The sequence below is a fragment of the Acinetobacter sp. YH16031 genome, assembly GCF_013417335.1.
GTDB lineage: Bacteria > Pseudomonadota > Gammaproteobacteria > Pseudomonadales > Moraxellaceae > Acinetobacter.
On sequence record NZ_VPED01000029.1, the window covers coordinates 26,346 to 45,444 of the forward strand.

General features: G+C 35.5%; 18 protein-coding genes and 3 pseudogenes. 10 read left to right on the forward strand and 11 right to left on the reverse strand.

Annotated elements, in window-relative coordinates:
• Positions 1 to 358 precede the first annotated feature (358 nt).
• From FTV31_RS12240 to FTV31_RS12250, 3 genes are all read right to left on the reverse strand, one after another.
• The gene (locus FTV31_RS12240) at positions 359 to 616 is read right to left on the reverse strand and encodes a hypothetical protein (RefSeq protein WP_004726728.1); all 258 of its coding nucleotides are present in this window, start codon (positions 614 to 616) and stop codon (positions 359 to 361) included.
• Between the two features lie 349 nt (positions 617 to 965).
• Positions 966 to 1,562 (reverse strand): putative adenosine monophosphate-protein transferase Fic, encoded by a 597-nt coding sequence (locus FTV31_RS12245; protein WP_179990952.1) that lies wholly within the window; start codon positions 1,560 to 1,562, stop codon positions 966 to 968.
• A 12-nt stretch (positions 1,563 to 1,574) separates the two neighbouring features.
• Positions 1,575 to 1,742 carry a YhfG family protein gene (locus tag FTV31_RS12250; RefSeq protein ID WP_000946583.1) on the reverse strand — a complete coding sequence of 56 codons (168 nt, stop codon included), beginning with the start codon at positions 1,740 to 1,742 and terminating at the stop codon, positions 1,575 to 1,577.
• Positions 1,743 to 2,017: 275 nt separating this feature from the next.
• On the opposite strand from FTV31_RS12250, the gene FTV31_RS12255 reads away from it, so the two are divergent.
• The 4 genes from FTV31_RS12255 to FTV31_RS17575 are packed head-to-tail and all read left to right on the forward strand — an operon-like array spanning position 2,018 to position 8,208.
• On the forward strand, positions 2,018 to 2,509 hold the full coding sequence (locus tag FTV31_RS12255; protein ID WP_000943375.1) for a hypothetical protein: 492 nt from the start codon (positions 2,018 to 2,020) through the stop codon (positions 2,507 to 2,509).
• Complete coding sequence (locus tag FTV31_RS12260; RefSeq protein ID WP_127800787.1) at positions 2,496 to 4,835, forward strand: hypothetical protein; 2,340 nt, start codon at positions 2,496 to 2,498, stop codon at positions 4,833 to 4,835. The genes FTV31_RS12255 and FTV31_RS12260 overlap by 14 nt, the downstream gene beginning before the upstream one ends.
• 4 nt (positions 4,836 to 4,839) lie before the next feature.
• The gene (locus FTV31_RS12265) at positions 4,840 to 8,040 is read left to right on the forward strand and encodes a site-specific integrase (RefSeq protein ID WP_127800785.1); all 3,201 of its coding nucleotides are present in this window, start codon (positions 4,840 to 4,842) and stop codon (positions 8,038 to 8,040) included.
• Between the two features lie 60 nt (positions 8,041 to 8,100).
• On the forward strand, positions 8,101 to 8,208 hold the full coding sequence (locus FTV31_RS17575) for a hypothetical protein (RefSeq protein ID WP_372551473.1): 108 nt from the start codon (positions 8,101 to 8,103) through the stop codon (positions 8,206 to 8,208).
• 144 nt (positions 8,209 to 8,352) lie between these two features.
• Here FTV31_RS17575 and FTV31_RS12270 read toward each other — a convergent pair whose 3' ends face one another.
• Positions 8,353 to 8,571, reverse strand: a complete 219-nt coding sequence (locus FTV31_RS12270; RefSeq protein ID WP_000550047.1) for a hypothetical protein — start codon at positions 8,569 to 8,571, stop codon at positions 8,353 to 8,355.
• A 30-nt stretch (positions 8,572 to 8,601) separates the two neighbouring features.
• Positions 8,602 to 9,984, reverse strand: coding sequence for an IS200/IS605 family accessory protein TnpB-related protein (locus tag FTV31_RS12275; protein WP_159153749.1), 1,383 nt, complete (start codon positions 9,982 to 9,984; stop codon positions 8,602 to 8,604).
• Between the two features lie 642 nt (positions 9,985 to 10,626).
• Here FTV31_RS12275 and FTV31_RS12280 point away from each other — a divergent pair.
• Positions 10,627 to 11,826 (forward strand): integrase arm-type DNA-binding domain-containing protein, encoded by a 1,200-nt coding sequence (locus FTV31_RS12280; protein ID WP_005245164.1) that lies wholly within the window; start codon positions 10,627 to 10,629, stop codon positions 11,824 to 11,826.
• 41 nt (positions 11,827 to 11,867) lie between these two features.
• Here the strand turns inward: FTV31_RS12280 and FTV31_RS12285 are convergent, their stop codons facing one another.
• Positions 11,868 to 12,281 (reverse strand): Cd(II)/Pb(II)-responsive transcriptional regulator, encoded by a 414-nt coding sequence (locus FTV31_RS12285; protein ID WP_005245163.1) that lies wholly within the window; start codon positions 12,279 to 12,281, stop codon positions 11,868 to 11,870.
• Between the two features lie 79 nt (positions 12,282 to 12,360).
• Here FTV31_RS12285 and FTV31_RS12290 point away from each other — a divergent pair, with 79 nt between their 5' ends.
• Both FTV31_RS12290 and FTV31_RS12295 read left to right on the forward strand, forming a co-directional pair.
• Positions 12,361 to 12,765, forward strand: coding sequence for a hypothetical protein (locus FTV31_RS12290; protein WP_180004480.1), 405 nt, complete (start codon positions 12,361 to 12,363; stop codon positions 12,763 to 12,765).
• A complete protein-coding gene (locus FTV31_RS12295; protein ID WP_127800877.1) occupies positions 12,752 to 13,639 on the forward strand; it encodes a cation diffusion facilitator family transporter in 888 nt (295 codons plus the stop codon). Before FTV31_RS12290 ends, FTV31_RS12295 begins: the two co-directional genes overlap by 14 nt.
• 84 nt (positions 13,640 to 13,723) lie before the next feature.
• Here FTV31_RS12295 and FTV31_RS12300 read toward each other — a convergent pair.
• Positions 13,724 to 13,948 (reverse strand): annotated as a pseudogene (locus FTV31_RS12300) (efflux RND transporter permease subunit); the annotation flags it as partial.
• On the opposite strand from FTV31_RS12300, the pseudogene FTV31_RS12305 reads away from it, so the two are divergent.
• A pseudogene (locus tag FTV31_RS12305) lies at positions 13,948 to 14,091 on the forward strand (antitoxin HicB); the annotation flags it as partial. The pseudogenes FTV31_RS12300 and FTV31_RS12305 overlap by 1 nt on opposite strands.
• Positions 14,092 to 14,343: 252 nt before the next feature.
• Here the strand turns inward: FTV31_RS12305 and FTV31_RS12310 are convergent.
• Positions 14,344 to 14,595 carry a hypothetical protein gene (locus tag FTV31_RS12310; RefSeq protein ID WP_004658363.1) on the reverse strand — a complete coding sequence of 84 codons (252 nt, stop codon included), beginning with the start codon at positions 14,593 to 14,595 and terminating at the stop codon, positions 14,344 to 14,346.
• A 194-nt stretch (positions 14,596 to 14,789) separates the two neighbouring features.
• Here FTV31_RS12310 and FTV31_RS12315 point away from each other — a divergent pair, with 194 nt between their 5' ends.
• Positions 14,790 to 15,011 (forward strand): helix-turn-helix transcriptional regulator, encoded by a 222-nt coding sequence (locus FTV31_RS12315; protein ID WP_004658364.1) that lies wholly within the window; start codon positions 14,790 to 14,792, stop codon positions 15,009 to 15,011.
• Positions 15,012 to 15,183: 172 nt separating this feature from the next.
• On the opposite strand, the gene FTV31_RS12320 is transcribed toward FTV31_RS12315, so the two are convergent.
• Positions 15,184 to 16,328, reverse strand: a protein-coding gene (locus tag FTV31_RS12320) for an IS3-like element ISAba14 family transposase (protein ID WP_099046175.1) whose coding sequence is annotated in 2 segments (ribosomal slippage) — positions 15,184 to 16,064 and positions 16,064 to 16,328 — 1,146 coding nt in all. Because the reading frame shifts where the segments join, the coding sequence is not laid out codon by codon here.
• Between the two features lie 277 nt (positions 16,329 to 16,605).
• Between FTV31_RS12320 and FTV31_RS12325 the strand changes: the two genes are divergently transcribed.
• A complete protein-coding gene (locus FTV31_RS12325; protein ID WP_038350081.1) occupies positions 16,606 to 17,394 on the forward strand; it encodes an aminoglycoside adenylyltransferase domain-containing protein in 789 nt (262 codons plus the stop codon).
• Positions 17,395 to 17,520: 126 nt separating this feature from the next.
• On the opposite strand, the pseudogene FTV31_RS12330 reads toward FTV31_RS12325, so the two are convergent.
• Both FTV31_RS12330 and FTV31_RS12335 read right to left on the reverse strand, forming a co-directional pair.
• Positions 17,521 to 17,682: pseudogene (locus tag FTV31_RS12330) on the reverse strand (DUF523 domain-containing protein); the annotation flags it as partial.
• 50 nt (positions 17,683 to 17,732) lie between these two features.
• A protein-coding gene (locus tag FTV31_RS12335; protein ID WP_119285041.1) for an IS3 family transposase occupies positions 17,733 to 18,898 on the reverse strand; the annotation gives its coding sequence in 2 pieces (ribosomal slippage) (positions 17,733 to 18,640 and positions 18,640 to 18,898; 1,167 coding nt in all).
• Positions 18,899 to 19,099 lie beyond the last annotated feature (201 nt).

Consider the following 19,099-nt stretch of genomic DNA (forward strand, 5'->3'; position numbering starts at 1 on the left):
ACCTAAAAAAATTGATCAGATAATTTTCTTTAAATGTCATGCATACATAAATTTGACAGTTTGAAGGGATCGGTATGTGCATTTTTCACAAGGTTAAAGATCGACCATAAATGTGATAAACGGCAGAGGATCATTGAAAAATGAATGGATTTAAACACTACATGTATGCACGAAAAAAAGTATCGCTGCGGTTCTGCTGACAGGCTGTATTGAGCATTGAATGCAAATGATGTAGTAATTGTCTACAGGCTATAGGACCAGCATGAAGAAGAATGAAATGTAGTTGCCAATTTATAACCTTGGTTGAAAAGCATAGCATTGTTATTCGGAGAAGTGAGGTAAGCCATCCTTCTCTTATTCATTTAAAATGATTCTTACTCAACTGATCTCGACTCATGGGCTGGTTCCAATTAGACGGATAATAACTTCCATCCCCTATCTTTTTCTTACCACATTTCTTGCATTTAATCCCTTCTTTGGAGATTTGATTCAGCATCACTGTTGTCGGTTGAATCAAATCAATGACATAGTTCGTTGGTTCAGGAAAAGCAGAAGAGGCTGCTTTATTGCAAAAGAGAACATTCGGATCAAATGGATTGGATTGCACAAAAGCCATGATACAGCCACAGAGTAATTCACCTGCATGTAATCTGTAACATCCATTCAGGTCATCAGACGAAGATTAATCTGAAATTTAAGCACTAAACACCATAAATCTATGTATGGGCAGACTTTTTTGAGACATATGTTGATAAACATGCGGCAAGTTACATTGCTTAAAAGTCTATCTAAGTTAACGATCTATTCAATTCTGGATAAGTAATCTGAATATTACGATCCTAAATTACCCGAAGAGTATTAAGATTTCTAAGAATCGTGATTGTTGGTTTATTTGGGAAATTAATCAGTGGATTGAAGCAAAGATGATGGCTCATTAAGGATTGTGGGCTTCGACTACTTAAATTTTAGGTATTTTGAATAAAGCATATTTCAAAAATCTTAATTAATGGATTTAAATTACCATAAAAACCTTCAATATTGGCTTGAATCCATTGTTGTTGAGAGTCAATGCGAGACCAATCAATACCATAACCACAATGAGCAATCAGATGCTCAAAGAAAATCCGTTGTGTACGTCCATTACCTTCACGGAATGGGTGTATGACATTAAGCTCACAATACAAGTCGGCAAGTTGAGGAATCAGTTGTTGTGGTGCTAAGCCTTGAAAGTATTTTTTTTCTTGAAGCGGTTTGAGTAGTTTATTGGTTTCAATTTCAATACGGGAAAAATTACAAAAACGGGTGTCACCTTTGGAAATATCGATTTGTCTTAACTTTCCTGCCCAGTCGTATAAGTCGCCAAAGAGCTGCGCATGAATTGATTTTAAGTATTGTAAGTCGTAAGGTGGTTCAGCATATTCAATTAAGTTACTTGCCAATCCAGACAGTTCTAGTTCAGCTTGTTCTAAAATTTGTTCATCACGAATATTGAGTTTGTTCTTTAGGATATTTGTGCCAGGGTAACAATACAGGCTGTCACCCATTTCCCCATATTTATCCATACATGCACCTGACTAAGATTCGGGTTGCGAATACTTCTTATATTTTTGCAAGATTTCAGCTTTACTTTGTTGAGTTGTTTGAGCTGTCGTTGTAATGCCTTCAAGCTTTAGGCTGGCTTGATAGTTTTGCGAACGTGTCGCTTGAATATATTTTCTTTTCTGTTCAGTGGTTCTGAGCATTTCGAAACTCCATTGATGCTACACGTGAAGTAAGTATAGCAGAGAATCTTTTTGATCAATGCTGCATACACAGCATTTCTAAAATGTAATACAACGGTATTGTTTCATGTAATAACAGAAAACTAAAAAAAAGTGGAAGAATTCTTAAAATTTAGACCGTCATAGATAAGCAAACCGTATGTATTTGTTGAGAATTGTAATTTTGAGAAAATTTAGTTGATAAATTAAATGAAGTTTCATATACAAAGATATGCTCATTTTTTAAATCGATAAAAATGTTAAGATTTGACTATTTGGTAAAAAATATAGAAATTTTTATGGGGCAATTTATCATGCCCTTTTGCTTTGACCGAAAAAATGTTCAACTTGAGATAGTAAAAATTAACTCAGAACTACTGAAAATCAAAAAGATTAAACAGAGTCAGAAAGTAGTAGTACAAGCAAAGTTCAAAATAATCTATGTGAAAATTTGGCAAAAAATCTTGCTATTGATGCAAACGGAGCCAGGCTTACGTGTGCATTCTAATTATGTTGCAATCTTACAGTTGATACATAATCTTGATGATTTTATCGAAAAATCACAACAACACTTGTGCTTTGAAAGAAAAGCTCAGAAAGAACTGGATGCTAAATTTTTTGCAAGATTTTTTAAGCTAACAAAGAATTCAATAAAGGATCAACTTTTACCAAATCGTTCTGATCACAATGAATTTAAACAATGCAACGTGATAAAAATATTAAGCGAAAATGAATATGCCAAACATTGAAACACAAGAGCAATTCTTAGATTTAGCAGAAAAATATCAACAAGATTATTGTCTATTACGTGATGATATTGTAAATACACAATTTGTCGATCTATCAGATGATTTGTATAAAGATGTCTACGCTCTATACAAATTAGCACAACAAATTTATAGCTATATATCAGGCTCCAGACAGATCGGTAAGTATTCTTTTTTAGCTGCTGTGAGTTTTTTTGCATGTCCAGATTCTAGTAATACACAAGAGCTGTCATCGCAACGTTATTTGATTCTACAAGCGAGTTTTTTAACATATCGGCAGTATCAAGAATTTGCAAAAATTGATAAAGCTGAGAATAAGCAAAAACATGTTTGTGACCTATTACGCTATGTCTCACGATATGTGCTGGATTCTAATCATGCTGAATTATTTCATGAATGTAGTAAGCTGCTAAATTGTTATGTCACGTACGAACGTAATTTGAAAAAAGAGGATCGTAATCAACTTTTTAATATTAAAGATTTCGAACAAGTACAAGTCATAGAGTATTTATCGGCTCTATTAATAATTTTTAAAAGACTAGATGATCGTCGTGTAGTTCATCGTCAGCGTAAGTCAAAAAAAAGCAAAGTTTTGCAATGGCCGACGAAAAATGAACTCAAAAAATTTCGTGAAATTAAAACGGGTAAGCAAGTAGATATTGGACATAACGCAAAGATTAGTATTTATGATGCCGCTCTTCACAAAGATGAAGAGGGTGAAGTTGATCTATTAGATCCTGAAATGGAGTTTTATTCAGAAGATGAAAAGTCTAAAAATTTAAATTATATACTCAGCGATAATGCGACGCATCTAATGCGGCATCGCCAGCGCCGTCATGCTCCTTTTGTTACAAATCCACATTATTTGGCGCCAGATATACTGAAGCAAATTGTTTATGTGTTGAGAACCGAGTTATCCGGGCACTGGAGGGATGCTGCAATCGCTGCAGCATGTTTATTGTCACTTTTGACGGGATTATCACCCGTCGCACTGATGGATTTTAACGAGCTTATTCAAGATGGAATTTTGATCCAGAATGGTTCAAGTAGACGTCGCGAATATTTACTCAAATTAAATCTTAAAATTACAGAGCAGAAGATTAAGAGCTTAAATCATGTGCGGTGGAATGAAGTGATGACACATCAACTACATTTACCTTCTGCTTGGTTTGACTATATAGAACAAGCATCGAATCCACTAATTTCATCAACACACATTAATACGAAACTTAAGAATTGGCTTGATAATCGGTTTGTAGGTTCGATCACTGTAGAAAAACTGCAGGCTCAATTATATTTTCATATATATTATGAAACATATAATGAATATCTTGCTCATGTAATTGCTGGGCGGGATAGTCAGCATCACATGCCTGGTATCTATTATGGCGGGCTACCGAAAACTCAACTCAGTAGCACATATCTAGCCTTTTTAGAAAAAGCACTTACACCACATTCCACACATTTTACTGAAGACACGGCTGAACTAAAAATATTGCAACAACAATTCAAAGTGCAATCTGCATTATCTATAGGAAGGATAGGGAGCCAACTGGCACTTGAACCCAATTTTGTGAAAGAGCAATTCCATATTTTACATAGACATTGTCACGAAAACATCCAAGAAGATAAGCACATTATTAATCAACTTAATGCATATGCGTGTTGGATGTGGCATATCAGTTTGTTGAGTTTGGCAAGTCGGCCTAAAAAAAACCTGTTGGGGAATTTGGATGATTATTGTGTTGAGCTCAAGCTTTTATATGTGAATGATAAAAAAAATAGTAAAGCAAGAAAAGATGGTCGTTTTATCCCTTTATCTGATTTTTTCATAAAAACACTGCAAAATTACACTGCCTTTTTAGAACAAATTATTGAAGCGTACGGTTCATTTTTTAGACAAGTCTTTGCAAAGAAGAAGATAACTGTAAATGATCTTTTTGGTAAGGTCATTTTTAGTAAAGATATCTTGCCGATAACTGTCAAAGAATGGCAGAGCAGGAAAATTAAGTTAATCCCTTTATCGAGAAAATGGGTGAATTCATATATGCAAGGAGTCTTTCCAAAGAATATGTATTCGAATTGGTTACGTCATTTTGACATGAACTTTTTGATGCATGAGCAGCAAGAGGGTAAACCAGCATTAGCTTTTCACTTAATTCAGGCCCTGTATGGTCATGACCAACGTGACCGAGAGGCTTTTCATCCGCATTCTTCACTTATCCCGAATGTCTATGTACAGCAAGCCCGCCAGCAATTGCAAGATAATGTCAAATCTTTATCGATTAAACACTTAGAGCGAAAATAGTTGTATGCAAAAAATCAAAGAACTAATAAAACCACAACTAGATGATCTATTTGTTGATATTCATAAAATGGTGAAAAAGTCGCTAGATAGACAGCCTTCTCCACCTGAAGTATTGACGAAAGAAATGCAGCAAAAACTTGATCAGCAGATCGCTGAAAAATGGCATGACATTAAAGATAGTGTTGATTGTTTGAGTCAAAAGTTGAGCCGAGACGAACAATCAAAACTGATGCAATTTACTGAAGATGAATTTAATAAAAGAAGGAAGCAATTCAACCAGAATGTAGATAAAAAATCATACAGAATTAAGCTAAATCCACATACTAAACGGATCGTACTGCCTAGAAAAATTGAGAGTACAGAGTCACGGTTAGAACAGGGGCATCTACATATCCATGTACTTAAGGAATTAAGGCAGTATTGGCAAGATTCATTTGAATATTGGAATGAACCAAAGTACTTATGGGGAAATTTATGCTTAAGTTTTATATATATTTCAGGCTGTGCAGATGAACAGCATTTGATTGCTATTCAGAAGCAATTGCAGGAGGCCATTGAGCTTGGTACAGATCTGAATTGTTTTCGGTTATACCATTCGGACTACAAAAAAATCACTAATCCATTGTTACTACATTATCGTGTTGAAAACTCTCAATATGGCAACGATGTAGAACAGGGAAAGTTGTACCAATGGAAACATGTTTTTTTTAACCCATATGCGCAGTTCATTTTGCAATATTTAAAAAAGTTGAAAGCTGCTCAGAAAGAATTTTGTCTGCAACATTCAGTTGAAGATTGTATTTTAGAAAGCTTGAGTAAGATAGGCAGGAAAAAAAGTCTTGGGGATCTGCAATATCAAATTAAACGCCGTGGATTTCGTGCATTTAATGATGTGCAAATGGTACTCGAATTTAATCCAAACCTCAGCATAGATATATTTTTGAGTAATGTGCTTCAGCAAGAGATTAATACTGTTGCTTTAAGGCCATCCGAATTTAGATTGCTGTGGAATAATGATTACAATCAAGTCACAGAACCAGATAATCGCCCTATTCATTTTGAACAAGAGCAGTTACTTCCTGAAGTTCCGACTGTTCAAAGCAAATTACAAACGATTCCGTATGAGTTGATGTTGTTTGGTCAAAAGAAACGTAAAGGTCAAAAAGTTGAGCGTTTAGATAAAAAGAGGAATAAAGAAGAACGCACGCTACGTTTTTGGCAAGAAACTAGAAGGGTGTTAGAGGAGAAGATAGTTGATGCTAATACGGAGGAAAAGTCTTTAATTGATGCTCAACTACGCTTAATTCACTGGTTAATGCATTTAAAAAAACGAGGGCTTCAATTATCAACTATTGAAAGCTACTTAGGATCGTTTGGCAAAGAATTTATATTTGAGATTTGGCTCAATAAATTAGATTTAAAGCAACAATCCATAGATGACTATGAGGATTTATATCGGCAGCTATTGAAATACAGCAGTGAACGTGATGAAAAAGCAGTTCAACGAGATTCGGTGAAAGGAAAAACCTCTCGTAAGATGCACCAAAGCGCAGAATACCGTTTTGGTCGCCTAAAAGATTTTCATCAATTCTGTATAGAGAATTATGATGCTCCAGGGGTATTGGTGTTACAGAATTCAAGTTTTAAGCATTTACAAATTTGCAATGCACGGCTAGTGAGTCCTTTGCTATTTGGCAAATTATTGGAAAAACTAGAAAATTTAAGTCAAGAGCCAACGGCATCAGAGTGGGTCGATCATCTGAGTTGTTTAAAGCTGATGTATTTACTAAGTTATAGAACTGGACTTCGATTAAATGAAGTTCGTTGTCTTAAAATACAAGATATTATTTGCCCAGAGCTACTTTATAAAGAAAAAGAAAATACAGTTTTTAATAATATCACGCTTCATATCCAAGACAATTCATATCGCCGTCTGAAAACGCGAAGTGCGAATCGTCAAATACCATTGAAAATTGCATTGTCAGAACATGAGTTTTTAGTAGTACAACGTTACATACAACATCGTTATGAGCAATATTTGGTTAATCAGCAGGATGATCTACTTTTTAGTGTGAATCATCGTGTATTAACTGATCAATGTATCAGCAAAATTACAGTAGATTTGTTTAGTCAAATATTAGGTATGCATCATGGCTTTAGTTTTCATACATTACGCCACAGTGCTGCTAACTATCTAGCAATAACTTTGCTCGGTTCAAAAGAAATGATCAAGACCTACACAGATTGTCCTTGGGTAAAAGCAAAAAAGATGAGGGATTTATTGTTTGGTATGAAAGCACGTGCTCAAGAAGAGATTATTCAACATAAATGGCAGGTGCTCGCCTCTTGGATGGGGCATAGCAGTATTGAGCAAACGGCTTCAAATTACCTTCATGTTTTGGATTTATTAGCAGTCGATCGAATTTATAATTCGCCGTGTATCATTTCAAAAAAAGTATTAGAACAGTGTTTTAGTCCAGTGAAGTCAAGTACAGACTACATAAACCTAAATCGTTATACTCAGCAGCAGAAATGGTTTAATTCTTATCAGCAAACACAGCCAGTTACGATGGCTGGCCGACAAGAAAAGAAGTTTAGTATAGAGAAGAGTACTCTGACACCTTTTCAACGTTTGATAAGTTTTAGAGAAGGTCGATTAAGCGAAGATACCCAAGCTCAAGAATGGATGCAACGATGTCAATGGATGAGCACTAAATGGATGGATCGCCAAAAATTTAATTTAAAAACGAATTATGTTTATAGTAAGAATTTAGAAGAGAGTTGGTTTGATGAACTTTACGAAAAGGCTAAAAAACTGACTCGTCCAGATGAAATAATTCCTCTCCTTGATTTTCATTATAAAGATGATAGGCAGCAAGATGCACTGAAAGAAAAGAACATGGTTAAGGCGCTTAAAATATTATTATTATTTGGAAAACTGCGTAAGAATTTTCTACATTTTCAATGCCGAATGAAAGGTGATGAGCAACAAATTGTTAATTTTATTACTGGTATAGAGCCAATGTTAGGAGATCATCTGTATTTAGAAAAACAAAACTACCCAGTTAATTTGGATGCTCCTGAGCGAACCGTTAAATTTAGTTTTCAAAGAGTTGTCGGCTCTAACAAAAAAAATGTTACTCCGCTGGTTATATTTAATTTAATGTTAAAAATGATGCAAAAAGATGAACTCTGGATCAAATAGCCTAAGCATGTTAAAGGGGAATTGTTTAGAAATTTCCCTGTTTATAAGTAAACTGCCTTTATGAAAAGCACCATGCTGACTTGGATTAATAAGCGGAATGTAGTATCACAGTTTGATCGCTGGATTTACGAAAATGGTGTGAAGATTAGCGGTATGGTAAATCGATGAGCTAAAGTGTTGTAGTCCAAACTCGATCTGACAATTACCCATTTTTTAGTGTGCCCGTCAGGTTAAATTTGAACTGAATTTTTCTCAGCCCAAATTCATTTCCAATCAAGTTATGTTTCAAGTGGCGTGCGAACACTGCACAATTTAATTCACGGTGCCTAAGACAGGTATCAACTTCGGACCAGCCATTCTAGCTTTGCTAATGATTTCCACCAGCTCATCATAAGTCAGTTCAAACTTATCCTCACTATCAAATACATAGACCATATTCTTGCCTTCATGTTCAGGTGGAGTAGGTGGTACAAATCGTTTCGGGATAAGAATTTGTGCGAGTTGTTCGTCAGTTAATTTAAATAAGTGCATGTTTTTATCCTACTGTTCCTTAAAATGTATTCAAACATACTCAAGGACTAATTCGCACTCTGTTAATGTCTTGTTGCCAAGCGTGTAACTAGAGCCTGAGTCGGTCAGTTCCGACTTGTAGCGGTCAGTCCGTTCTTGCAATATACGCTTTACAGTTTTGTAAGGCGTATAACGACTTATCTCATTGTCGTTTAATCTTGCAAGCACGTTTCTCGCAGCATTCCAATCAGCTTGCACAACTTCCCCATTGAAACGGTGAAAACGATCTCCCTTACGTGTACCTATTAAAAGGCCATGCAAGAAAGAATCACTTTGCGAAGTATATGCAGAATTGACTAGATGCACCGTAGAACCTCTACGGTGAGATATAGAAGTTAGGGCATTAGCTAACAAACCTTTAGCCCATGTATTTAAGCGTCTATTGGTGTTTTTGCCATAGTTGCGTTTACTTTGAATTGGGGATGTTAAATCTTCCGCAACAATCACTTTGGCTTTATCAACCAACTTGTGAGTTGCTGTAAATATTAATGTTTTGAGCTTTGCTTTTTGAGTATCTTGTCGCTTATCTAGTTTTTTTCGACCTAGATTATTTAACTCAATTTTCTGTTTCTTGTGTGGTTTAGCTTTAGCAATCGCTCTGAGCTTGTTTCTGTGCTTGTACTTTTGATTTAAATAATCTGATTCACTTGAGATCAGCTTGCCTAGACCACTCCCATATACATCGCCATCAGAGTCCACAAAAGCTTCTGAGTACCCTTTATCAACACCTACGGTTTCCTGACCACAATCCTGTGTTTCAACTGCATCATAAGTTGAGTGAACTTCAACATTACCGTTTTTTAGAATGATTCTAAGTGTGCCTTGTGGCGCAAAATCAACAGTCGTATTTAATGGGATTTTAATGGTTTGTCGAGGGATTAGGCTTGGTACTTTAAGCCAACATTGACCATTTAACTCAAAGGTTTTACACATATCCGCACGAACAATAATTTGATTATGTGTGTGATTAACACCATGCTTAAAGTGATTACGCATTTGACGATGGAGGAAATTATCAGTCATCCATTCATCTTTTTTAAGCAAGGTGTATAGTCTTTTTTGTTCATTATTACAGGAGGTGCGTTTTCGGATCGCCTGCTTTACTTTGTCTTTTGATGCTTCTCGATAGGCTTTAATATCACCTATGCAATCACGTAGCGTTTCTTTCCACGCATTTGCAGAAACACCAAAGTCACGACTTTCTTTCATCCACGCATCACGAATAGCTCTGTCACTGATATTCAAACCTGAAATAGCACCATATTTAGCCCACACCTCGCTACGAATACGACCAAGTAAAACAGCTTGTTTCTCAAGCTGTTTGTACTTTTGCACATTCAAGTTTTTACAATGGTGGATGCGTGTTAATTTCACAAAGTCATGCCTAGGTTAAGGGATTGGATAATCAATAGATATGGATGCTAATATACCAAGACACTCACCTAAAATACAAAAGATAATCATTTAAATCTCTAATAAATACCCACCTTGCCACTACTGAATCGACATAGACAAAATGAGAACTTATGCAAATATTTGTCTATATTTTTAGTTATAGTTAATTACTCTCGTAAAACAGCTGACGAAGTCCGAGATAGAATCATTGCGTCAAAACAAACGTGATGCTTATGCACTTATGATGAAAATGAATTAATTATTATTTAATTAAGTTAAAAGACTGCTATATAGCGGTCTTTTTTGTTTTTGAGCTCTACAAATTTTAATGAGTACATATAGTTACTTTTATAAAAATGATAATAAAGGGTAGAGGAGGTCATCTAAGAATTTAAAGCACAAGACTTATTTAACATTGATGACAGAAAAAGTGAGTTGTTGGGAACTTAAAGAAGAGGTGGTACTTATAATGGTTACTAAAATACAAATACTTAAAATATTAAATATATAAAACAATATATTACAAATATATATGATGCGTAGTGTACGCATCATACATAAAGCGTTCTATTTTGATATAATTGATCCAATCAACCCATTGTTAGGTTTCATTTAAATTCCATGAGTCTTACTGAAATTAAAGTTCGCCAAGCTCATTGTAAGGAAAAAACCAGTTTTTTATCCGATGAAGATGGGCTTAGCCTGAAGATTGAGCCGAGTGGAAGAAAATCTTGGTGCTATCGCTATACAGATCCACAAACTAAAAAACGTCGACGCATTCAGTTAGGTCGTTATCCTGATTTATCGCTGAAAAAGGCACGACAAGTCAGAGATGACTTTAAAGACAATGATTTCTGTTTTGAACAAGATACTGCCTCTAATGTCATCACCTTTGGTAAGGTCGGGGAGGAGTGGTTACAGTTCAAACTGAAAAATGCCTTCAACGATCTACCCCGCTGTGGTGTACTACAGTTAGCAGAAAGATGCTTACAGCAAGATATTTATCCAGACCTTCAGGATCTACCTTTTCAAAACATCAAGCGTTATGACCTGGTTTCAGTAATCAAAAAAATAGAGGGACGCCAAGTAAAAGAACCTGTCAAGAAAGCTTGTAGTTATTTGAACCAAATTTATGACTACGCTGTAGCGATGGGTTATTGTGAATTCAACATCGCGCATGGTTTAAATAAAATCGCCATTAACAGTAAAATCAAGAAAAATTATCCGTATTTGAAAGCGGAGGATATATCTGATTTTAAGTATAAATTACAAAAATTGGATGCCCATCCGATTATTAAAAAAGCACTGCTGTTCAAATTACATACTGGCGTGCGAGGGGCTGAATTGTTATTGGCTGAGCCTCATCATTTTGATTTAAATGAAAAAGTCTGGAAAATACCTGCCTTGCATATTAAACAGTTTCGACGAAAAGTCATATTAGGCCATGAGATTCCCGACTTCTTAGTTCCACTTTCAGATCAGGCTTTAGATATTTTAAAAGACGTCATGCAATGGTCATACGGTGAAAAGTACATTTTTGCTAGCCCACGGAAACATAATCAACCGATTCATTTTAATACATTAAATATGGCTATACGTAAGATGGGCTATGGAAAACATCAATTATCCTCTCATGGACTACGTTCCACTTTTAGTACCATTTTGAATGACTCAGGTTTGTTCCAGGATAACTGGATTGAGGCACAACTTTCACATATTGATAAGAACCGTACCCGTGCCAGCTATAATCACGCTGACTATTTAGCCCAGCGGACTGAAATGATGCAGTGGTGGGGTGATTATTTAAGTACTGCTAAGTGAAAATCGTACTTTTATACATAGACTTAAAACATTATGGGGTTTCAAATGGATAGTAAACAATATACTTGCCGTGTTACATGGTCAGCAGAATATAATGAGTATGTTGGGTTGTTCGAACCACAAGCACTAGCCATTTGTTGTAATTCAGCTTTAAGCGCCCTTAATTCTTTCATGCGTTTATTCACTAGTGCAAGTTGCTGATCAATTAATGCATTAACGCTAGAGCAGCTTTCTTCTGGCTTATTTTTTAATTCGATAAGACGTTTAATATCATTGAGTGATATATCTAGGCTGCGACAATGCTTTACGAATTCCAATTGTTTAAGTGCTTTGCTATCATACAGCCTGAAATTACCTTCTGAACGATTTGGATTTAACAGTAATCCTTCTCTTTCATAATATCTAATCGTTTGTATTGAACAGCCCGATTTTTTTGACAATTCGCCTATTTTCATCAATTTCCCCCAGACATTTGACTCTATAGTTACTATAGAGTCTATAGTATAAGTATGCAACGAAAAGGATATATAAAAAATGACTGAGAAATATTTAAACAATACGAATATCGTTAATTTTGAACACAAAGATATCCAATCCTTGATCGATCAACGTAGGTGGAAAAACTTGGATAACTTCAACAAAATTGGTGCCGCTTATCAGTTTGTAAAAGATGATTTTTGTGGTTATGGTGTTGCAACAAAGTGCTTTTCATCACCAGATACAGATTGGCGTGGAGAAAATACCTATATTCAAAAAGAAGGTATTCATGATGACTTTGGGCTTTATGATTCCCCTGATGAGTTCTATTTCGAAAAAGGGACTAACTTGTCGGGGTTCAAACGCTGGATATATCAACGCTTGATACGTCACTTGATTAATATGAATGTATCAAAACTAAGAAATAGAAAAGTACTAGAGGTACAAAATGCACAACCATAATCATAGTCATCAACATGGTAAAGATGACCGTATTGGTTGGGCATTTTTCCTTAATGTGACATTCACTATTATCGAATTTATAGGTGGTTGGCTCACTAACAGTACGGCGATAATGGCAGATGCAGTTCACGATCTTGGTGATAGTCTTTCAATAGGTTTTGCGTGGATTTTAAGTCGTTTTTCAGATAAAGAAGCATCAGATAAGTTTAGTTATGGTTATCGTAGACTTACTCTCTTTGGCGCATTGATAAACAGTATTGTTTTAATCATTGGCTCAATTTGGATTTTATTTGAAGCAATTCCAAAGCTGTCCAATCCTGAAATGCCTGTAGTCGAGGGGATGTTAGGGCTAGCGATACTCGGCGTTGCCGTTAACGGATATGCTGTATTAAAATTAAAAGCGGGTGAAACATTAAATGAGAAAGTGCTGACATGGCACCTTCTTGAAGATGTACTTGGATGGGTTGCCGTTCTTATAGTCTCTATCGTACTGTTGTTCGCTGAACTGCCGATATTAGATCCCCTTTTATCAATAGGGTTCACGCTGTTCATCTTGTTTAATGTTTTCAAAAACCTGAAATCAACACTCGTTTTATTTCTTCAAGCTGCACCCGATAAAGAGACTCAAAAGCGTATTAAACTATCACTAATGGAATTTCCTGAAGTTAATGGTATCCACCACATGCACTTTTGGTCACTAGATGGTGAAAGTCACGTTTTAACAGCGCACCTTGAGCTGAGTGACAACTTTGACGTTAAAGAATTAATTAGGCTTAAACAAGAAGTTGCAGCTAAATTATCTTCCTATCATTTATCGCATACAACGATAGAGTTTGAGTTTTTAAATGAAAATTGTCGGGATGAAGCGCAGTAAGCTTTATCAATAAAATGTTGGGCATACAATATTAAAAGCAGCTTAATTAGGCATAACCTAGTAATTAAGCTGCTTTTTTTGATTTTAAATTTCGTCGGATTGCTGTTTGCTACTCTCAGAGCCATGCGCCCATTGATATAAAATAGGCAATACAAACAAAGTTAAAATTGTAGAAGATACAATACCGCCGATAACAACTGTTGCTAGTGGTCGTTGTACTTCTGCACCAATTCCAGTGTTTAACGCCATTGGAATAAAACCTAAACTTGCGACCAGTGCCGTCATTAAAATAGGTCTTAAACGAATGATGTGCTGAGTTTCCATCATTGTCTTGGCTTGATGCGGATCAGTCTAAAGCATTCTCAGGAATAGAGGAGCTCGTTGCTGATGTTGTCGCTGATATGATTAGCAATAATGAAAAAGTTCCTACACCACTCTCCGGGAAAATATAGTAGGCAGTTTGTTGTCCTTGTTCTCAGTGGTTCAACAAAAACTAGCCCTCGAAGCCGCAGAACGTGGCGTGGACATAAATTGTTTAGTATCAGTAAAAAGAGCGATGTAATTTTAGTACGAGTGAGTGATAGAGCAGGAACCTATGCTTCATATATTCAGTAAATGGTATGTTTTTGAATTAATAGGTATTTTTAAATAAAGCTTTCTTTGATTTAGTGCTTTTTATTTAATAAATTAATTTTAAAAACAACTTAGGCTAATTGATAAACACTATCTGGAAAGATTAAAAGAAAATATTTTTTAATTTCTGCTAATTCATTTAAGGCAGGTTCCCTTTCAAGCAGTTGAAATGTCCAAATAAGTACAGCCTGATGATTATCATAGCAAGTATTTACTCCAAGAAAATTAGCCATTCCATAACTTCTATTGATGTTCATTTCTTTAATTAATTGATTTCCTAAGTCACGAGCTTGCTGGCTGATCAATAACTCATTTGGTAACACGGCGGTCATCTCCACAAAATAATCTAATGCAGGTTCAATCCTTATATTTAAAAAGTTATAATTTAGTTGAAATGGATAAAATATACTTTCTATAAGTTGTAATAACCTGCTGTAGGTTAATTTTAGCAAAGTATTACTCAGTCAACAACTTCAAATAACCCACAGCAAGTTATTTTTTGTAAATTAATTTAAATATGATTACTTGTAAGTTATCTAGCCTCATGGGCGATAGAAAAATTTTAAAATTAAGTGAAGTGGTGCATGCAACAGGTATCAATCGCAACACGCTCACAAGTATGTATTATGACCGTGCTGTACGTATTGAATTACCAGTCGCCGATAAGTTGTGTAAGTACTTTAACTGTACGATGAATGATTTGTTTGAGTTTAAGGAAGAAGTTGAAGAAAAAGATTAACTTAATACTTCGTTTGATAAGTTTTTCGAAGAAAAAGACTAGCCAATACTTAGTTTGATAAGTTTTTCTCTGCAGATCTAATATTGAATTTTATAAAATATCATTACAAACAGAGGTGGTTCCACTTGTTTGAACAACTAAAAGCGTATTTATAAGTGATATTCCGCTCTAGTTAAGCCACCTTGTTTTGTTGGGGTAGCTGATCATAGTAAAACTCATTTGGTGTCATTTTGTCTAGACTCGAATGAGGTCGTTTCAGATTATAAAACTCAAAATATGCACTCAATTGCTTTTTCGCATCTGTGACACTGCTATAAGCTTTGAGATACACCTCTTCATATTTAACGCTCCGCCATAATCGTTCAACCATCACATTATCTACCCATCGACCTTTACCATCCATACTGATTTGAATGCCATTTGATTTCAATACATCAATAAATGCATCACTGGTGAACTGACTGCCTTGGTCTGTATTCAATATTTCAGGTGATCCATATTTTTCAATCGCTTCATTTAAAGCCGAAATACAAAAATCCACCTCCATACTAATCGATACCCTATGCGCAAGTACCTTGCGGCTATGCCAATCAATCACAGCACATAAATAAACAAAGCCTTTTGCCATAGGGATATACGTTATATCCGTAGACCACACTTGATTACTGCGCTGAATAGCCAATCCTTTGAGCAGATATGGATATTTACGGTGAGCTTGATTAGCCTGGCTTAAATTTGGTTTGCAATATAACGCCTGAATACCCATTTTCTTCATTAAAGTACGTGTATGACGTCGTCCTATATGATGCCCTTGACGATTCAACAAATCACGCATCATACGACTGCCTGCAAAAGGATATTGCATATGTAATTCATCAATACATCGCATCAGCTTCAGATCTGATGAGCTAACAGGTTTTGGGCGATAATAATAACAACCACGAGAGACTTTCAGTAACTTAGCTTGTTTAGATACTGAAATCTGAAGTGAGTGATCGATTAACTTTTGTGGTTGAAGCGGCCCAGTTTCTTCAACACACCTTCTAAAAAATCAATTTCTAATGCCTGCTCACCGATTTTTGCATGTAACTTTTTAAGATCAATGGGAGGTTCTGATGGAGCTTTTGATTGATCGAAAGCTTGTGAGGAAGCTGAGATCAATTGATTTTTCCAGTCAATAATTTGGTTTTGATGAACATCAAACTCAGAACTCAATTCAGCAAGTGTTTTTTCTGCTTTGATCGCAGCAAGTGCTACCTTAGCCTTAAAGTCGTTTGAATGATTTCTTCTTGGTCTACGTGCCATAAAATACTCCATATATTGATGTTTATAACATCATTTGAGGAGCAGAGTATCACTTATAGGAGTTGTTCAAATTTCCGGATCCATCTCTAAGTGAGGAGGAAATGACTCTTACTATTCAGATGTTGTTTCAAGCTTTTTTTGATTGATAGAGTTTTATGTATTAAACTCTATATTGAAAGTAAATATATTGTAAAAATAGTATGTTATTTACTAATTGATTAAATTATTTACACTTATTCTGTATAATGCTCTATGAATTCATTACTTATTTTTTTAAATTAAAAATCATATGCAAAGCTTAAATGATGAAGAGTGTCGCCAAGTTGAAAGTGTAAAACAGCTTTTACAAAAAAATTTTAAAGATAAGCTTTATGCTATTTATTTATATGGTTCGTATGTTGATGGTGGTTTAAAACATAAAAGTGATCTTGATATTTTAGTTATTATTGAACGTGAAATTACCGATCAGGAAAGAAAACAATTAGCGCAGAATTTTCTAAATATATCTGTTCCGATTGGTCATGCTACAGCGCGTGCCTTAGAAATTACGATATTAGAAAAAGGGAGTATTACCAATAAAAATCATCCATATACATATCAGCTACAATATGGCGAGTGGTTGAGAGAAGAATTACTCAAAGGTGAATTACTTTATAGTCAATCTGATCCAGATATTAGTATTTTACTTAAAACTGCCCAATTACATAACATTACTATCTTTGGACCTGATATTTGCGATTGGTTAAATCCAATTAGCTATGAACAATTAATATTTGCCATGCAAAAAACTTATCCACAAATTATTGCTCATTGGAAAGACGATCAGGATGAATGTAATCAAATTTTAGCGCTATGCCGTATAGCTTATACATTAGATCATAAAACAATAGTTGCCAAGGATGTTGCTGCGACATGGTTTTTAGAATTCTTAAGTCAGATAGATCAAGACATTTTGCAACTCATAATAGATGAATATATTGGGCAAGGTCATGAGCAATGTTGGTTAGTTTTACATGATCAGCTTGCTAAAATTGTTAAAGAATTACAGCATAAAATTGAACCACTACTTTTTAACTGATGTGGAAGTAATGGATATGCTTCTTAGATTATTACCTCACTATATCTCTAAATACCGAAGAGACTTGATATTGCAAAGGGGGGCGTGGTTGGAGTTGCATGAAGATTTTAAATAAAAGCGGAGGAACTAGGGTAAAAGTTGCCAAAAAGTTTCTTCTGAAATGACTTTTATATTATGACGTTTAAGCAAAGCGGAGGTAACTCCATTGCCATAGATCTTATTCCCATTAAATTGACCATCGTAAATCATTGAACTACCACATGAAGGGCTATTTTCTTTAAGCACTACCAGAGTAGTGATGTGTGCTGAATTAGCAGGAGACTTTCACTTGGGAGATTCTAGGCAGCTAACCGATAAAAGTCTTCTGCCATTTGATTTGGTGTCTTAAAATCCAAGCCTTTTTGAATTCTTCGCTGATTATAAAATAACTCTATATATTTTGTAATATCCGCTTTGGCTTCTTCCCTTGTTTTGTAGTTGCGATGATGGACTAGTTCATTTTTGAGTATGCCCCAGAAACTCTCTATCGGTGCATTATCAAAGCAGTCGCCTTTTTTGCTCATTGAACCCTGAAAATCAAATTTCTCAAGTAAGTTTCGATATTCATTACTGCAATATTGGCTGCCTCTATCTGAATGTACAATGAGATCTTTAGCAGGTTTCTGATTGCGAATAGCCATATTCAATGCATCACAAACAAGCTTGGCTGTCATGCGCTCATTTAAGCTATAGCCAACAACCTGTTTCGTGTAAAGATCTTTGACAGCTGCCAAGTACAACCAGCCCTCAGCCGTCCAAATGTAGGTAATGTCACTCGACCACGCAAGATTAGGCTTCGTCATTGAAAACTGTTGCTTGAGTAAATTGTCATAAATAGAACGGTTGTGATCACTGTTCGTGGTTCTTTTGAAACGCTTATGGCGCTTACAATACAACTGATTTGATTTTTTTATTTGGCGCACAGCATACGTACTTATTTTGATACCTTGCGCTTGTAAATGCTTGGTTAATCGAACATAGCCATAGCTTTGTTTGGTTTCTTCATGGGCTATTTTGACCAAAATTGTCTGCTGATTTCGCTGAATTGATCTTTTACTCATGCCTCGCTTTAGCCAATCATAAAAGCGAGAAACGGATACACGAAGTAATCGAGCCATTAAAATAATCGGAAATAAGTGGCTTTGCGATTTCATATAGGCGTACCTCACTGACTTTCTTTGGCAAAGTACGCTGCTGCCTTTTTTAAAAATTCACGTTCCATTTCAGCTGTTTTGAGCTGTTGTTTAAGCTTCTTATTTTCTTCGAGTAAGGCGTTTAGATCGGGCGAATACTGTTTTGTGCCTGCTAAAGTTCCAGCCTTTGCTTTGTTATTCCAGTTCGAAAGGGTTTGCATTGAAATGCCAAGTTGTCTAGCGGATTCCGATACATTACCTTGGTTCTCTTCAATGGCTTTTATGGCTTCAGCTTTAAATTCTGCGGTGTAAGTCTTCTGTTTCTTGCTCATGGTAAACTCCTAATGAGTATGTATAGTTTACCAAGTTAAACCCTCCTGTTTTTTAAGCACACATCAATAGAGTGGGAGTGACGGGCACTGGCTGGCAATGTCTAGCAACGGCAGGCATTTCGGCTGAGGGTAAAAGAACTTTCCGCTAAGCGATAGACTGTATGTAAACACAGTATTGCAAGGACGCGGAACATGCCTCAT

Excerpts from the sequence above, each read along its gene's own strand:
- FTV31_RS12270 (WP_000550047.1), bottom strand. The coding sequence starts at position 8,571 with ATGCACTTATTTAAATTAACTGACGAACAACTCGCACAAATTCTTATC.
- FTV31_RS12315 (WP_004658364.1), top strand. The coding sequence starts at position 14,790 with ATGATTACTTGTAAGTTATCTAGCCTCATGGGCGATAGAAAAATTTTA.
- FTV31_RS12265 (WP_127800785.1), top strand. The coding sequence starts at position 4,840 with ATGCAAAAAATCAAAGAACTAATAAAACCACAACTAGATGATCTATTT.
- FTV31_RS12325 (WP_038350081.1), top strand. The coding sequence starts at position 16,606 with ATGCAAAGCTTAAATGATGAAGAGTGTCGCCAAGTTGAAAGTGTAAAA.
- FTV31_RS12285 (WP_005245163.1), bottom strand. The coding sequence starts at position 12,281 with ATGAAAATAGGCGAATTGTCAAAAAAATCGGGCTGTTCAATACAAACG.
- FTV31_RS12250 (WP_000946583.1), bottom strand. The coding sequence starts at position 1,742 with ATGCTCAGAACCACTGAACAGAAAAGAAAATATATTCAAGCGACACGT.
- FTV31_RS17575 (WP_372551473.1), top strand. The coding sequence starts at position 8,101 with ATGAAAAGCACCATGCTGACTTGGATTAATAAGCGGAATGTAGTATCA.
- FTV31_RS12280 (WP_005245164.1), top strand. The coding sequence starts at position 10,627 with ATGAGTCTTACTGAAATTAAAGTTCGCCAAGCTCATTGTAAGGAAAAA.
- FTV31_RS12260 (WP_127800787.1), top strand. The coding sequence starts at position 2,496 with ATGCCAAACATTGAAACACAAGAGCAATTCTTAGATTTAGCAGAAAAA.
- FTV31_RS12255 (WP_000943375.1), top strand. The coding sequence starts at position 2,018 with ATGTTAAGATTTGACTATTTGGTAAAAAATATAGAAATTTTTATGGGG.
- FTV31_RS12295 (WP_127800877.1), top strand. The coding sequence starts at position 12,752 with ATGCACAACCATAATCATAGTCATCAACATGGTAAAGATGACCGTATT.
- FTV31_RS12290 (WP_180004480.1), top strand. The coding sequence starts at position 12,361 with ATGACTGAGAAATATTTAAACAATACGAATATCGTTAATTTTGAACAC.
- FTV31_RS12240 (WP_004726728.1), bottom strand. The coding sequence starts at position 616 with ATGGCTTTTGTGCAATCCAATCCATTTGATCCGAATGTTCTCTTTTGC.
- FTV31_RS12245 (WP_179990952.1), bottom strand. The coding sequence starts at position 1,562 with ATGGATAAATATGGGGAAATGGGTGACAGCCTGTATTGTTACCCTGGC.